At 67.7% G+C, this 13,445-nt stretch carries 13 protein-coding genes; all 13 read left to right on the top strand.

The features are described 5' to 3' along the window. Window positions 1-359: 359 nt before the first annotated feature. The 13 genes from V7004_RS12470 (at window position 360) to cas2 (ending at window position 12,983) form a co-directional block, all read left to right on the top strand. The gene (locus V7004_RS12470; RefSeq protein ID WP_334144354.1) at window positions 360-1,010 is read left to right on the top strand and encodes a hypothetical protein; all 651 of its coding nucleotides are present in this window, start codon (window positions 360-362) and stop codon (window positions 1,008-1,010) included. 152 nt (window positions 1,011-1,162) lie between these two features. Continuing rightward, window positions 1,163-1,342 carry a 50S ribosomal protein L32 gene (gene rpmF, locus V7004_RS12465; protein WP_208027242.1) on the top strand — a complete coding sequence of 60 codons (180 nt, stop codon included), beginning with the start codon at window positions 1,163-1,165 and terminating at the stop codon, window positions 1,340-1,342. A gap of 8 nt (window positions 1,343-1,350) precedes the next feature. Next, window positions 1,351-2,340 (top strand): phosphate acyltransferase PlsX, encoded by a 990-nt coding sequence (plsX, locus tag V7004_RS12460; RefSeq protein ID WP_334144353.1) that lies wholly within the window; start codon window positions 1,351-1,353, stop codon window positions 2,338-2,340. Between the two features lie 279 nt (window positions 2,341-2,619). Next, entirely contained in the window at window positions 2,620-2,910 is a 291-nt protein-coding gene (locus V7004_RS12455) for a phosphopantetheine-binding protein (protein ID WP_334144352.1), read from the top strand. Continuing rightward, a complete protein-coding gene (rnc, locus tag V7004_RS12450) occupies window positions 2,876-3,637 on the top strand; it encodes a ribonuclease III (protein ID WP_334144351.1) in 762 nt (253 codons plus the stop codon). The genes V7004_RS12455 and rnc overlap by 35 nt, the downstream gene beginning before the upstream one ends. Further along, the gene (gene mutM / locus V7004_RS12445) at window positions 3,630-4,466 is read left to right on the top strand and encodes a bifunctional DNA-formamidopyrimidine glycosylase/DNA-(apurinic or apyrimidinic site) lyase (protein ID WP_334144350.1); all 837 of its coding nucleotides are present in this window, start codon (window positions 3,630-3,632) and stop codon (window positions 4,464-4,466) included. Before rnc ends, mutM begins: the two co-directional genes overlap by 8 nt. A 219-nt stretch (window positions 4,467-4,685) precedes the next feature. Next, window positions 4,686-5,891, top strand: coding sequence for a type I-G CRISPR-associated RAMP protein Csb1/Cas7g (gene cas7g, locus V7004_RS12440; RefSeq protein ID WP_334144349.1), 1,206 nt, complete (start codon window positions 4,686-4,688; stop codon window positions 5,889-5,891). After that, on the top strand, window positions 5,891-7,375 hold the full coding sequence (gene csb2 / locus V7004_RS12435; protein WP_334144348.1) for a type I-G CRISPR-associated protein Csb2: 1,485 nt from the start codon (window positions 5,891-5,893) through the stop codon (window positions 7,373-7,375). The genes cas7g and csb2 overlap by 1 nt, the downstream gene beginning before the upstream one ends. Then, complete coding sequence (gene cas3g, locus V7004_RS12430; protein ID WP_334144346.1) at window positions 7,375-10,200, top strand: type I-G CRISPR-associated helicase/endonuclease Cas3g; 2,826 nt, start codon at window positions 7,375-7,377, stop codon at window positions 10,198-10,200. Before csb2 ends, cas3g begins: the two co-directional genes overlap by 1 nt. Next, on the top strand, window positions 10,200-11,093 hold the full coding sequence (locus tag V7004_RS12425) for a hypothetical protein (RefSeq protein ID WP_334144344.1): 894 nt from the start codon (window positions 10,200-10,202) through the stop codon (window positions 11,091-11,093). The genes cas3g and V7004_RS12425 overlap by 1 nt, the downstream gene beginning before the upstream one ends. After that, window positions 11,062-11,673, top strand: coding sequence for a CRISPR-associated protein Cas4 (cas4, locus tag V7004_RS12420; protein WP_334144342.1), 612 nt, complete (start codon window positions 11,062-11,064; stop codon window positions 11,671-11,673). The genes V7004_RS12425 and cas4 overlap by 32 nt, the downstream gene beginning before the upstream one ends. Next, complete coding sequence (gene cas1, locus V7004_RS12415; protein ID WP_334144340.1) at window positions 11,673-12,692, top strand: CRISPR-associated endonuclease Cas1; 1,020 nt, start codon at window positions 11,673-11,675, stop codon at window positions 12,690-12,692. The genes cas4 and cas1 overlap by 1 nt, the downstream gene beginning before the upstream one ends. A gap of 3 nt (window positions 12,693-12,695) precedes the next feature. Further along, complete coding sequence (gene cas2 / locus V7004_RS12410; protein ID WP_334144337.1) at window positions 12,696-12,983, top strand: CRISPR-associated endonuclease Cas2; 288 nt, start codon at window positions 12,696-12,698, stop codon at window positions 12,981-12,983. The last annotated feature ends 462 nt before the right edge of the window (window positions 12,984-13,445 follow it).

Below are 13,445 nucleotides of genomic sequence, written 5' to 3'. Positions count from 1 at the left end.
GCTTCGAGGAGGAGGGCGAGACGGGCGAGGGCGGTTCTTCTCCAGGAGCGGCGTAGCCTCACTCCGGACCCTTGCTTCGCTCTCCTTGTTCATATATATATATATATGAACAAGGAGAGCAGCTTCTCCCTGGGCCGTGCCGCGACCATCGGGGCGCTGGCGCTATCAGGCTCCAGCCATCAACTCTTGGTTCAATGATAATTGTCGCGGGGCCTATCAACCCACCTCGCCGGGTGGCAAGTACGTCTCAGCTCAGACAATGCTGCGAGTGACCTCGGTGACGTGGCAGCGTTGTTCCACTTGCGGTCCGATGCAGTCCTACACGGCGGTAAATATCTACTGAGCTGGAGGAAGCGTTCATGAAGAAACTGTGGTGGTGTCTCCTAGCTTCTTTCGTCATGATCACCCTGAGCGGGGGTGTATTCATGGTTGGTAAACATGACAAGTCCGGGGACGCGCCCACGAGCCCAGTTGCGGAGGATGCGAGCGATGTGCTGGACCATCCGTTTCAAGCAAGGGTGAAGCTCGAAGCACGACTGATCGATGGCGGCCGCTACGGTCAAGAATATCGGATCGAGTATCGAGGGCGTGACGACTGGGTTATGGTCACGGGCAATGCCTTTTCTGATCACCAGGTAGGGACACAGCCAGACCCGGACGGAACGACCACGATCGCTCGAGATGGTGTGGTCCAGATCTTCAGCGAACCTGTCTATTCTGCCAGCGATCCGAGCTCAGGCCAATCTCCTCGTCTGCTCGACGAAATGAAGATCGATCCTGGGCAGGGCTCGACGCCTCTCGGCTTGTTCTCACTTCGCTATATTCAATCGGTAGCTTCGGCGGGCCCTGGGGACGAGCCAGGCACCATCGAGTATACGGTATCGAAGGATGGCGGGGTTCAAGAGGTCTATACCTACTCGGCTACTAGCGATCGTCCGATCATGGCTAAATACGTGGATGCTGATGGGTCAACTCGTGTCCTGACCGTCGTCGAGTTCGTTCCACTCTGAGCCAAGTGGTGGCGTGGGCCCGGAGGAAGTCGCACCTCAGTCGGGGTCGTCTGCCGACTCGCCCCGCCCGCCGTTCGCTCGGCCGCTTCGGCTCCCGCTAACCTGTCTCCTCCGCCCAGGCGCCACCGCGCGCGAGATCAGCAGGAACCACGATGGCCGTCCCCAAGAAGAAGACCTCCAAGTCCAAGAGCCGCAGCCGGCGTGCGTCAGCGTGGCGGCTCGGGTCCCCCGCTCGGTCGGGTTGCCCGCGCTGTGGTGCGGTGAAGCGCCCGCACCGGGTGTGCGGCAACTGCGGCTGGTACCGGGGCCGGCAGGCCATCGACGTCGACTGACCGTCCCGATGCTGCCGATCGCGGTCGACGCCATGGGCGGCGACCACGCACCAGGCGCGATCGTCGAAGGCGCCCGCACCGCTGCGGCCGAGCTCGGGGTGCCCATCGTGCTGGTGGGCCAGCCCCAAGCCATCGACGATCCGGGTGAGCTGGAGCTCTTCGCCGCCTCGCAGGTGATCGCCATGGACGACGACCCGGCCACCAGCGTGCGAACCATGAAGGACTCCTCGCTGGTGCGAGCGGCGGAGCTGGTGCGCGACGGCAAGGCCTCCGCCATGGTCAGCGCCGGCAACACCGGGGCCACGATGGCGTCGGCGCTGTTGCGCATGGGACGCATCAAGGGGGTGTCGCGCCCCGCGATCGCCACCCCCATCCCGGTCCCGGGCTCCACCCCCACGGTGCTGCTCGACGCGGGAGCCAACGCGGAGTGCCAGCCGGAGTGGCTGGTGCAGTTCGCCCAGATGGGCGCGGTGTTCGCCCGGGACCGCTACGGCGTCGACGCCCCCCGGGTGGGGTTGCTGTCGATCGGGGAGGAGCCCACCAAAGGCAACACCCTGGTGAAGGAGACCCACGCCCTGCTCGCCGCGGGTGACTGGGTCGGCGCCACCGGCGCCACGTTCGTCGGCAACGTGGAGGGCCGTGACCTGATGACCGACGGGGTGGACGTGGTGGTGACCGACGGGTTCACCGGCAACGTGGCCCTCAAGACCCTCGAGGGCGGGCTGAAGACGCTGGTGGGTGCGCTGCTGGCGGCGTTCGACTCCTCGGAGGAGGCCCGGGCTGCCTCCCAGGCGCTGTGGCCCACCCTCGCTCCGCTGTATGCCTCGCTCGATCCGGAATCCACCGGCGGGGCGATGCTGCTCGGGGTCGATGGGGTGTGCATCATCAGCCACGGCTCGTCCTCCGCCCGGGCGATCGTGAACGCGGTGTCGGTGGCCCGCGACATGGTCGAAGGCGGCGTGGTCGACCACCTCCGAGCGGCGATCAGCACCTCCTGACGGCAACATCCAGCACACCTCGACGTCTTTGATGTCGTCTCACCGGCGCTTCGGAAGGCGCGCTCCGGTACACTTCGGGCGTTTCCGGCCCGGGGAGGGGGTCGCACGGCCGGTGGTCGCACGGCATCGAGTGCCCGGTCTGGGGTGCGGTGTACCGGCAGCCCGGCAGGTGTCCCCACCACCCACGGTGCCCGGCCGCCCGCAACCGGCCGCGAACCCATCCGATATCCCCACCATCGAACAGACCGAATCAGCGAACCGGATCGACAAGGAGTCCAGGTGCCAGCAGAGACCCATGTGGAGCAGGGCCCGCTCGACCGCCAGGCGGTCTTCGAGCTGATCCGCGACCGGCTGGCGGACATCCTCGAGATCGATCCCGCGACCATCAACGAGGGCGACTCGTTCGCGGATGATCTGGAGGCCGATTCGCTGGCGTTGATCGAGCTGGTCGAGGCCCTGGAAGAGGAGCTGGGCGAGCGCACCGTCGGGTTCCGCATCGAGGACGAAGACCTCGAGGACCTCAAGACGGTGCGAGATGCCGTCGACTACGTGGTGGCCAAGCTCGGCTGAGTCGGGGGGCAGGCACACGCTCGCATCGCTCGACGACCGTCTCGGGTACTCCTTCACCGATCACGCGCTGGAGCAGCTCGCGCTCACACACCGCTCGTGGTGCTCGGAGAACCCTGGCCACGAGTCCAACGAGCGGCTCGAGTTCCTCGGCGACGCCGTACTGGGCCTGGTGGTCACCGAGTACGTCTTCGTCCGCTACCCGGCGATGCCCGAGGGCCAGCTGGCCAAGACCCGGGCGTCGGTGGTCAACGCCACCACCCTGGCGGAGGTGGCCGCCGAGGTGGGGCTCGGGCCCGCGCTGCGGCTGGGCAAGGGGGAGGAGGCCAGCGGGGGGCGGTCGAAGTCGTCGCTGCTGGCCGACGCGATGGAGGCGGTGATCGGCGCGGTGTACCTCGACGGCGGCTACGACGCGGCCCGCCGGCTGGTGCTGTCGCTGCTCACCGATCGCATCGAGGTGGCGGCGGAGGGCCCGGGGGAGCACGACTACAAGACCCAGCTCCAGGAGCTGGCCGCCCGCCGGTTCGACGAGCTGCCGGTGTACCGGATCCGCGACGAGGGGCCCGATCACGACAAGCGGTTCTTCGCCGCCGTGCACCTCGGGGGTGAGGTGGCCGGCGAGGGGGAGGGGCGCTCGAAGAAGCAGGCCGAGCAGGCCGCGGCGAAGGACGCCTGGGCGCGCATCACGAGCGGGCTCAGTGACCGGGGGGGAGAGGGGGAACGTGCCTGAGCTGCCCGAGGTGGAGACGATCCGGCGTGAGCTGGAGCGCGACGTGGTCGGCAAGCGCATCAAGAAGGCGGAGGTGTCGGGCACCCGCACCGTGCGACGGCAGCCGAAGAAGCAGTTCATCGCCCGGGTGGAGGGGGCCAAGATCACCGGCGTCGACCGCAAGGGCAAGTACCTGCTGCTCTCGCTCGACACGGGCGACGTCATCGTCATCCACCTGCGGATGAGCGGGCAGCTGCTGCGCACCGCGGTGAAGGACCCGCCGATCAAGCACACCCACGTCGTGCTGACTTTCACCCAGGGCGGGCAGTTGCGCTTCGTGGACCCCCGGACTTTCGGGGAGGTGTTCGTGGCCCGGGCCGAGAGCCTCACCGAGGAGGCGCCCGAGCTGGCGGAGCTGGGCCTCGACCCGGTGGAGGAGCCGATCTCGTGGACCACGTTCGCGCAGCTGCTGCTGGCCAAGCCGGTGAGGCTGAAGGCGTTCCTCATGGACCAGACCCAGCTGGCGGGGATCGGCAACATCTACTCTGACGAGATCCTCTTCGCCGCCGGGCTGCGCTATGACCGCATGTCCGACACCCTCTCGACCCAGGAGATCCGCCGCCTGTACCGGGCGGTGGTGGAGACGCTGCACGAGGCGATCAAGTACGGCGGCAGCACCCTGGCCGATGATCAGTACGTGGACTTGAACGGCAAGCCGGGCGAGTTCCAGGAGCACCACAAGGTGTACGGCCGGGAGAAGCAGCCGTGCCGGCGGTGCCGACGGAACCTGGTGGTGAAGGCGAAGTTCGCGGGGCGCTCGACGTACTACTGCGAGGTCTGCCAGGTCTGACCGGCCGGTCTTGTCACGGCGGGTTCTGTTCCGGTCTGGGTCTCCTCGCTGTTGAAGGCAGCAGGAGCTTGGCGCGCCATGAGGATCTAATCTCCCATCCCTGCGGTGCTGGCGGGCATGCGATTGGGTGACCGGGCAAGCAGGTCATACCTGTCACACCGGTGCCGTACAACGTGATCACAGCAACATCCCCCTTATGAAGCACCTTGGGAGGACCGAATGGCAAAGATCGATCCCGAACGGCTGATCGCCCAATGTTCGGACGACGGCGTCGACGCCGGTATCACGATCAGAACCGAGCTCGAGCCGCTCGCCGGCCCCGGCGCGAAGGTGAAGCCGGCGGTGTACCAGGGCGGTGTGTTCCAGCTCGGGCGGCGCTGGGTGGGTGATGGTGAGGAGCGCAGAGCGGTTGACGTGATCGTCATCGACAACGAGCCGAGCCAGGCCAACCGTCTTGAGGCCGCACTGGAGCGGATGCGAGAGCGGTTGCGCCTGCCCGAGTTCGTGCTCGACCTCAGCGGTCTCGAGCCCCTGCCACCTCATGTGCCGCGGCGGCTGTCGAGTTTCCGCTTTCCGCACCGCAACGCCGATGCGTACCTCCGTGACTCGATGTTCGACGGGACGGAGTTCTTGCGGACCGATATCGGTAAGGCGGTCATGACGGCCACCGCTGACGACGCCGATGCGCTGCTGGAGTGGTTCCCGCAGGCATTGCTCTACGGGTTCTGGCAGTCGCATCTCGGGAAGAAGGGCTCCCAGGCCAAGCTCGCCCGGTCATGGGTGTCGGAGATCGTGGGCTACGAGCCGGCGGCGACGGACGTGCGGTCGCTCGGCCTGAAGGGCGATCCGCTCAACCTCACCCTCGGCGATGAGGGCGTGGCGTACGACGAGCAGTGGCACGAGCGCTGGGAGGTCGCCGGCAAGGGAAAGAGCTCCAGCAGCGACAGCGGCAAGCAGAAGAACAAGAAGCTCTCGGACATCGGTCACGGGCAGGTGCCGGTCACGGGGGATGACGCGGCTCTGTCCGGTGTGTCGTTCCGGGCCGTCAGTCAGCAGACGTCGCTCTCGCTGCCGTTGCTCCGGCGGATCCACACGTCGAAAGGCGCATCGGAGGCCCGAGCGCTGCTGGCGGCGATGGGGGTCGTCGCTCACGTCGCTGCCTTCGGCCGGGCCTTCCACCTGCGCTCCGGCTGCGATCTGCGTCCCGTGTCAGCGAGCTGGACCTGGCTGGGTGCTGAGGTCGACGAACCGATCGAGGCCCCGACGCTGGATGAGGCGGTCGAGTTCTTTGAGGCGGTCGTCGATCGGGCGGCATCCGCCGGATTGCCGGTGGGGAACCGTTGGTCGGAGCCGGTCGTGCTCGGGCCGAAGCCGAACTTGGCCGAGGTGATCCGGCAGACCTTCCCCGAGCCGGAAGGCAGCTGATGCTGGCGATCTCGGTGGAGCTGCTGCACGGCACGATCCGTGCCGGCTCGCCTGACGACACGGTGATGGCCGGCGGCGTGCCCGAGGGTGAGTGGCCGCCGAGCCCAGCTCGCCTCTTCAGCGCGCTGGTCGCTGCCGACGGCACCCGTGACCGCTGCCGGGTGACCACTGGTGAGGAGTTGCGGGCCATCGAACGGGCGGCGCCACCCCGGATCCTCGCCACCGACGAATTGCTCGACACGATCCTCAACTCGCGGTTTGTGGTGAGGGATGCCGCGGCTGCTGGCATGGTCCAGAACTACCCCGCCCGGAATGCGGCTGCGGCCGAGGTTCGGCCCGGTGTGAAGGCGAGCCCCAGGGAACCTGTGGTGGTGTACGTCTGGGACGAGCTCGAGTTGTCCGAGCAACAGCTCGATGCACTGCGGCGCAGGGCGGCGCGGGTCGGCTATCTGGGGTGTGCTGATTCACCGGTGCGGGTCACGGTGGCCACGACCTCCCCGAGGGACGATCTGCCGGTGTGGGTCCCGGGCGCCACCGCCGGGGTCAGCCTTCCGGTTCCCTATGACGGGTTCCTCGATGCGCTCGACGCAGCCTTTGACGAGTGGCGTTCGGGCCGGCCGATGCGTCGATCATGGATCCCGACCCAACGAGCACGCTACGCCCTTCCGGCGAGGAACGACCGATCGCACGCGGAGGAGCCCGAGTCGGGCACGACGCTGTGGTTCGAGTTCGACCGCCGCGTCGCCGCTGGCCGGGCCCTGCTCGTCAACGAGACGCTGCGATCCGCCCTCCTCGAGCACACCGATCGGCTCTACGACGACGGGCCCGCTGGGCGCCGAGCGCCCTGGCAGCTCCACGGTCACGCCGTGCCGGATGGCGCCTCCCCCTACCAGCTGGCGCGGTTCTTCTCGCTCGCCAACGTCGGTCACCGGCACAGCGACGGTGCGATCCATGGCGCCGCCGTGTGGCTACCGCCCGGGATGGATCCGGAATCCCTCGCCGCCGTCCGCCACGCGGCCGGGCGGGTTAGCGAGCTTCGGGCGCCAGGTCTCCACGTGAGCGTCTCGTTCCGGTTGGGAGAAGGGGGGAAGTGGTCGACCCGACCGTCACGTTGGGTCGGCCCGGCTCGGTCCTGGTTCGCGGTGACCCCCGTCGTGGCCGAGCGGGGTCGTAGGGGTGGCCCGACGCTGGCTGACGTGCGGGCATGGTTCACACATGCCGGGTTCCCGGAGCCGGTGCGGGCGAAGGTGTCACCGGTGCCGACCCGTGCTGGGGTGCCACGCCTCCGCCCGAGCGAGGTCCACCGGGCAGGCAAGGACCGCCACCCCTTCTACTGGATCGAGATCGAGTTCGACGATCCCGTGACCGGGCCGGTGTGTGTGGGGCGGAGCCGGAGCCTCGGGATGGGCTTGCTCGCACCGGTGCTGGGACGGGACGACGGCGCCTCTCCAACCGTGGAGGAGCGTTCGAAGGAGGTGAGCTGATGGCGTCGCCATTCCCAACCTTCGAAGAGTTCTATGCGGCCGTCAACGACGGGCGGGATCCGCTCCCGTGGCAGTCGCGGCTCGCGTCGCAGGTTGTCCGGGAGGGCTGGCCGACCGAGATCGGCGTTCCGACCGGCTTGGGCAAGACGAGTTGCCTGGACATCGCAGTGTGGGCGCTCGCCGCGCAGGCCGATCGGGATCCTGGGGAGCGAACCCTCCCGACCCGGATCTGGTACGTGGTCAATCGCCGTTTGCTCGTGGACGCGGCCTACGCTCACGGCTCTCTTCTGGCCGAACTCTTGCACGGAGCCCGCTCCTGGGATTCGAGCATCCCTGGTGTGTCGGAGATGGGCTCCGACCGTCCGGCGGCCAGTTCGATCGAGGCGGTCGCGAGCGCGCTCCGGCGAATCCGCGGTGTCGGCGGAACCGAAGACACCCCCCTGCTGATCACGCGGTTGCGGGGTGCAGCGGACCTCGGTGAGCGCCCGGCGCACCCGGCGCACCCGGCGATCATCTTCGCCACGGTCCCGATGTTCGGCAGCACCTGGCTGTTCCGCAGCTACGCGGCGAGCCCCAACATGCGCCCGGTGGACGCGGCCCACGCCGGTATCGACTCGCTGGTGCTGCTCGACGAGGCGCATCTGTCACGCCCGCTCCGTGCGCTCGTCGAACCGGTCACCGAGTGCGATCTGGGGGACCCGGCGGTGGTAGTACCCGGGGCGCGTTCTCGGCCGGTGTTCGTGTCGTTGACCGCCACCGGGGACAAGCACGACTCCTTCGAACTGGACGAGCGGGATCTCGCCAACGAAATCGTGAAGCAGCGCCTGCGCGCTCCCAAGCCGACGCAGTTGGCGTCGGTCGAGAAGAACGAGGACGCGATCGCCCCGGAGCTCGCGAAGAAGCTGCTCGCGGTGCTCGCCGAGTGCGCGCGCCCGGTGGCGAGCGTCGTGTTCACCAACACGCCCGCGACCGCGAGAGCGGTGCTGGACCAGCTCGTGAAGCACCGGAAGCAGCGGCAGTCCGTTCTCTCGGAGGCCGAACTGGTGATGATCACCGGCCGGATGCGACAGCGGGAGGCGGAGATCGCTCGGGCGCGGGTGCTCGACGAGCGCAGCGGTGTACCGTCGGGGCGCGACCGCGAGGCGCTGACGCGACATTTCGTGGTGGTGGCCACGCAGACGCTCGAGGTCGGTGCCGACCTCGACTTCGACGTGCTCATCACCGAGACCTGTGGGGTCCGAGCGCTGATCCAGCGCTTCGGCCGTCTGAATCGCCTGGGTGAGGTCGACGATGCCGTTGCGGTGGTGGTGCACCCGGCCAAGGTCAAGCAGTGGCCGGTGTACGGCGGCGAGCCCGCGGTGGTATGGGAACGGCTGCAGGAGAAGGAGGCCGAGCTGGGCGAGCTCGACTTGTGCCCGGCGCGGATCTCGGAGGTCGTCGGAGAGCCGGACGATCAGCCCCAGCGGCTACCCGAGCTGCTCCCGGCGCACTTGTGGGAGTGGGCCAAGACGACGGTGCCTCCTCCGGGCGAGGCACCGGTCGAGCTGTTCTTCGAAGGGTTCGCCACGGAGGGGCCGCGGGTGACGCTGTGCTGGCGGGCGACCAGCTTCGGGGTCGGTGAGCGTCTCGTGCCGAGCGTCCACGCCGACGAGACCATCGAGGTGCCGCTCGGCGAGGCGCGGGAGGCACTCGACCAGCGACTAGGGGCGGGGGCGGAGCTCACCCGTCTGGCCAGGGATCGCGTGACTGTCGAGCGGGTGCGGGTCGATCAGCTCCGGCCGGCCGACATCATCGTCCTGCGTCCCGGCGATGGCCTCTACGACGAACACGGTTGGGCCCCGGCCTCGAGGGCAGAGGTGATCGACGTGTCACTACCGCACTGGCCGGGCCTCCCGCTCGATCCGGTAACACTGAGTCATTGGTTCGTTGCCTCACCGGCGCTCGAGGAGGTCGTGCTGCTCGGGAAGCGGATCAGAGAGGGCGACGAGGACCTGGATCTCGGCGAGGTGGGTGAGCTGCTCCAGACATTGACCGGCGAGCTTGAGCCTCGCCAGGAGATCGCCGAGGCCTGGGCGGCGTTTCGTCTCGAACTGACGGCGAAGGTCGATGGCAGCAGCCTGCCGCCACTACTCCTACGTAAGCGTGAGAACCACCAGCGTCGCGAGTCTCAGTTGCTCGCGGCCGATGCCTTCGACGACCTCAGTGCATCGGCGAGGTCGGTTCGTCTGGATGAACATCTGCAAAGCGTGGGCGAACTGGCCGGCCTCATCGCGGCGGCAGTCGGCCTTCCGGCACCTCTGGTGGAGGCGGTGGCCGCGGCGGGTCGGTTCCACGATCTCGGCAAGAGCGACGAGCGTTTCCAGGCGTGGCTCTGGGAGGGGCGATCGCCCGAGGTGCTGCGAGCGAAGTCTGACACCCCGCCGTGGCGTCGGGAGTCGGCACGACTGCTGGCCGGCTGGCCGAAAGGCGGGCGCCACGAAGCGCTCAGTGCCCGCCTGGTCCACGCGTGGTTGGCGCAGATCGGCGAGCCGCAATGGGATCCGGATCTCGTCTTGCATCTGGTGCTCAGCCACCACGGCTTCGGCCGGCCTCTGCTCTGGCCGGTCGAGGACGACACCGCGACCGTCTGTCGTGCCACGGTGGGCGACCGCGTCGTGGAGGTGTCCGCATCGCTAGCGGACGTGGACTGGGATCAGCCCGCTCGCTTCCGACGGTGCTGTGAACGGTACGGATACTGGGGTCTGGCGTTGTTGGAGGCGATCATGCGCCAGGCCGATCATCTGGCCTCGAGTCAGGCCGCCGGTGAGCCACTGGAGGTCGCGTGATGGGGAATGGGGAACTCGTTCGGGTCGACGCTCCCGGGCTGCCTGCCGATTGGCTGAACGCCTGGCTCGCAGCGATCGGGGTCACGGTCCTGCTGCCCAGCGTGAAGCTGTCGTGGACCGATGACGTCATCCCGCACGCCGTGTTCTGGGTCGAGGAGGGAATTGATCTGCCGGCGGCAATCTTCGGGGTTCTTCCGAGTGAGGACGAGCTCGGACTGCTTCCGACCGCTCGCCGCCATCCGGACTCTGCAGCTTCATTCGACAGGAATGTGAGTCTCGAGGTGTTCCAAGACCGGGCTCGGATCGAACGCTCTGCTCACACCAGCACGCTCGCCGCCACCGTCACCGACCTCGTCGAGGGCCGAGGCAGCGAGGTGCTCAGAACGAGTCCCTTCAACACCCCAGCGCCCGGAGGTGTGACGCTATGGGAGCGGCTCGTGGCATGTAGAGGTGAGATCCGAGAGCAGGCCCAGGTCGGGCACACGCTGAACGGCCAGGCCAACCGCTTGAAAGGCAACGGTCTCGGGTTCGATTGCCGCCGTGCGCCTGGCGGCGTGCCTTCGGCCCCTAAAGAGTCGAAGTTCGTCGATCCCGTGATCGAGACACTCGCAGGATTTGGCCTGAGGCTCTTCCCCGTGCGCGGTAACGGGCGACGGGAGACCACGCGTCGGTGGACGGGGGGATCTACACAGGTGGGCTCGTTCACCTGGTTCAGCTGGCTGCCTCGGCTCGATCTCTGGGCTATCGACGCGGTGCTCGACAAGGCGGAGTCCGTGGCGCGACGGCGATGGGAAGTCGTCCCGCTGAAGGTGTCGAACGCGCAGGATCCCACGAGGGCGTTCTTCAGCAGGCCGGTCGAAAATGGAACCGATCGTTCCGCTGCGCTTGCTTGAGCACTACGCCTACTGCGAACGGAAGGCCGCGCTCACTATGGTCGATCAGGTCTGGGTGGACAACGCACGAACGATCGCGGGCGTTCGCGGGCACCGGCGAGTCGACACCGCTCCCGGTCGGATCGAGCGGGGTCGGCAGGTGGTCCGAGGGCTGGAGCTGTGGTCGGAGTGGCTCGGCTTGACGGGCCGTGCGGATGTGGTGGAGGTGCTTGAGGATGGCTCGGTCGAGCCGGTCGAGTACAAGAGCGGCTATCGCCACGGACGCAATGCGGAGATCCAGATGTGTGCCCAGGCGCTGTGCCTGGAGGAGATGTTCGGGGTCACGATTCACCGAGGCCATGTCTGGTACGGCGCGATTCGGCGACGCCAGACCGTTCCCGTCGACGAAGAGCTGCGGCGCCTGACGATCGAGACCATCGAGGCGATCCGTGCGGTGATGATCTCCGGTCGTTTGCCGCCAGCAGTCAATGACCCACGTTGCCGTGAGTGTCAGCTGCGAGGCCACTGCTTGCCCGAGTTGGTTGCCGCTCCAGGACTCGTAGCCAGCTACGTCGAGCAGGAGGTCTTCGCATGCGGGTGATGCGCACCCTCTACGTTACGGACCACTCGGCCCGGTTGAGAGTTCGCAAGGCCAACCTCGTGGTTGAGCGTGGTCGCGAATCCCGGCGGGTCCCGATCGAGACCTTGGAGGCGGTCGTCCTGGCTGGGCGGGCAGAGATCACGAACGACGCCCTAGGCGAACTGGTACGTCGCGGCGTGCGGATCTCCGCCGTTTCCAAGACCGGGCGGCTCCGCTTCTGTGTGAGCGGACCGACGAACGGCAACGTCATGCTTCGGCTCTCCCAGTACGAGCACTCGGTGGATCCATCGCACGCCGTGCGGCTGGCGAAGCACTTCGTGGCCGGCAAGCTCCAGAACGCCCGCCGGCTGATGCTGCGATGGGCGGCGGGCGCGCGAGCGTGGCTGGAGCGAGGGGTCATGCAGCGAGAAGCCGACGTACTGGCTCAGCGGCTGGCAGCTCTCCCGAGTGCATCGGACGGCGACACGGTGCGCGGCATCGAGGGTGACGGCAGCCGGCGCTACTTCCGGGCGATGGCGATGCACCTGGGCGAGGCAGATCCCGAGCTCGCGTTTGAGCGCCGGTCGCGCCGCCCACCCCGAGATCCGACGAACGCGCTGCTGAGCTTCACCTACGGTCTGCTGCTCACCGAGGTGATCGGAGCTCTCGAGTCCGTGGGACTGGACCCGCAGGTGGGGTTCCTGCACTGCGCTCGACCAGGACGTCCGTCGCTCGCGCTCGACTTGCTGGAGGAGTTCAGGCCGTCGATCGCAGACCGATTCGTCGTGGCGGCACTCACTCGCGGGCAGCTCACCACCGATGACCTGGAGGTTCGAGCGGGTCGGGCCGTCTACCTGACCGCTGAGGGCCGGCAGAGGCTGCTGCGTCTCTACGAGGCGAACCGCGAGCGGGAGGTGCCCCATCCACTGTTGAACCGACCCGTGCCTGTTGCGTTGCTACCGTCGATCCAAGCGACGCTTCTCGCTCGGCACCTCCGGGGGGATCTCCCTGCCTACCCCCCGTACACCATCGCTTCTTGACAAATGGATGTGGTCGTGACTTACGACATCCGAACGGCTGACCCCGCCGGCCAGCGCCGTCTGGCGAGAGTGGCGGCGGTCTGTGAGCGGTACGGCTCCCGTGTCCAGTACTCGGTGTTCGAGTGTCGCCTCGATGACGTGCTCCTTCAGAAGCTGATCAGCGAGCTGCTTGAGGAGATCGACCGTCGGGTCGACTCGGTCAATATCTACCGGCTGGGCTTGGCGTTTGAGAACGCCCGCGAGTCGATCGGGACGCGAGGTATGAGTTGGGGCGACCCATGGATCGTCTGAAGCCCGAACCTCCGGTGATCCCAGGAGACGAGCCTCTTCGCGCCCAGTTCGAAGCCAATCACGAGGCGGTTCGTCACTCTCCGTGGCGCGTCGTCCGCCTGATCAGGGTGGATCGCGCGAATAGTGCCGAATAGGGTCCTGGCGAGGCGAGCGCCTCGCCCTTCGTTGAGCGCTCGAACGCGTACTGGTGCAACGCCTCCTCACGACGCGTCCTGGCGAGGCGAGCGCCTCGCCCTTCGTTGAGCGCGGGCCTCGACCATCGAGGAAGTCGAACGTCTCGCTCGTCCTGGCGAGGCGAGCGCCTCGCCCTTCGTTGAGCGCCCGCCGCCCTGAGCGTCGCACCGTTCACGGTGTCGGTCCTGGCGAGGCGAGCGCCTCGCCCTTCGTTGAGCGAGGTCGCCGAGGTCGATCATCGCGTAGCTGGCGGGGGTCCTGGCGAGGCGAGCGCCTCGCCCTTCGTTG

The sequence above is a fragment of the Rhabdothermincola sp. genome (assembly GCF_036846205.1).
Classification (GTDB): domain Bacteria; phylum Actinomycetota; class Acidimicrobiia; order Acidimicrobiales; family Acidimicrobilacustridaceae; genus Rhabdothermincola.
The sequence above is the reverse complement of the archived record's forward strand: the minus strand, read 5'-3'. Positions and strand labels throughout refer to the sequence as shown.

Coding starts and splice junctions, on each gene's coding strand:
- cas4 (WP_334144342.1), top strand. CDS start 11,062: ATGGAACCGATCGTTCCGCTGCGCTTGCTTGAGCACTACGCCTACTGC.
- rpmF (WP_208027242.1), top strand. CDS start 1,163: ATGGCCGTCCCCAAGAAGAAGACCTCCAAGTCCAAGAGCCGCAGCCGG.
- V7004_RS12425 (WP_334144344.1), top strand. CDS start 10,200: ATGGGGAATGGGGAACTCGTTCGGGTCGACGCTCCCGGGCTGCCTGCC.
- rnc (WP_334144351.1), top strand. CDS start 2,876: ATGCCGTCGACTACGTGGTGGCCAAGCTCGGCTGAGTCGGGGGGCAGG.
- V7004_RS12470 (WP_334144354.1), top strand. CDS start 360: ATGAAGAAACTGTGGTGGTGTCTCCTAGCTTCTTTCGTCATGATCACC.
- cas2 (WP_334144337.1), top strand. CDS start 12,696: ATGGATGTGGTCGTGACTTACGACATCCGAACGGCTGACCCCGCCGGC.
- cas3g (WP_334144346.1), top strand. CDS start 7,375: ATGGCGTCGCCATTCCCAACCTTCGAAGAGTTCTATGCGGCCGTCAAC.
- cas7g (WP_334144349.1), top strand. CDS start 4,686: ATGGCAAAGATCGATCCCGAACGGCTGATCGCCCAATGTTCGGACGAC.
- csb2 (WP_334144348.1), top strand. CDS start 5,891: ATGCTGGCGATCTCGGTGGAGCTGCTGCACGGCACGATCCGTGCCGGC.
- cas1 (WP_334144340.1), top strand. CDS start 11,673: ATGCGCACCCTCTACGTTACGGACCACTCGGCCCGGTTGAGAGTTCGC.
- plsX (WP_334144353.1), top strand. CDS start 1,351: ATGCTGCCGATCGCGGTCGACGCCATGGGCGGCGACCACGCACCAGGC.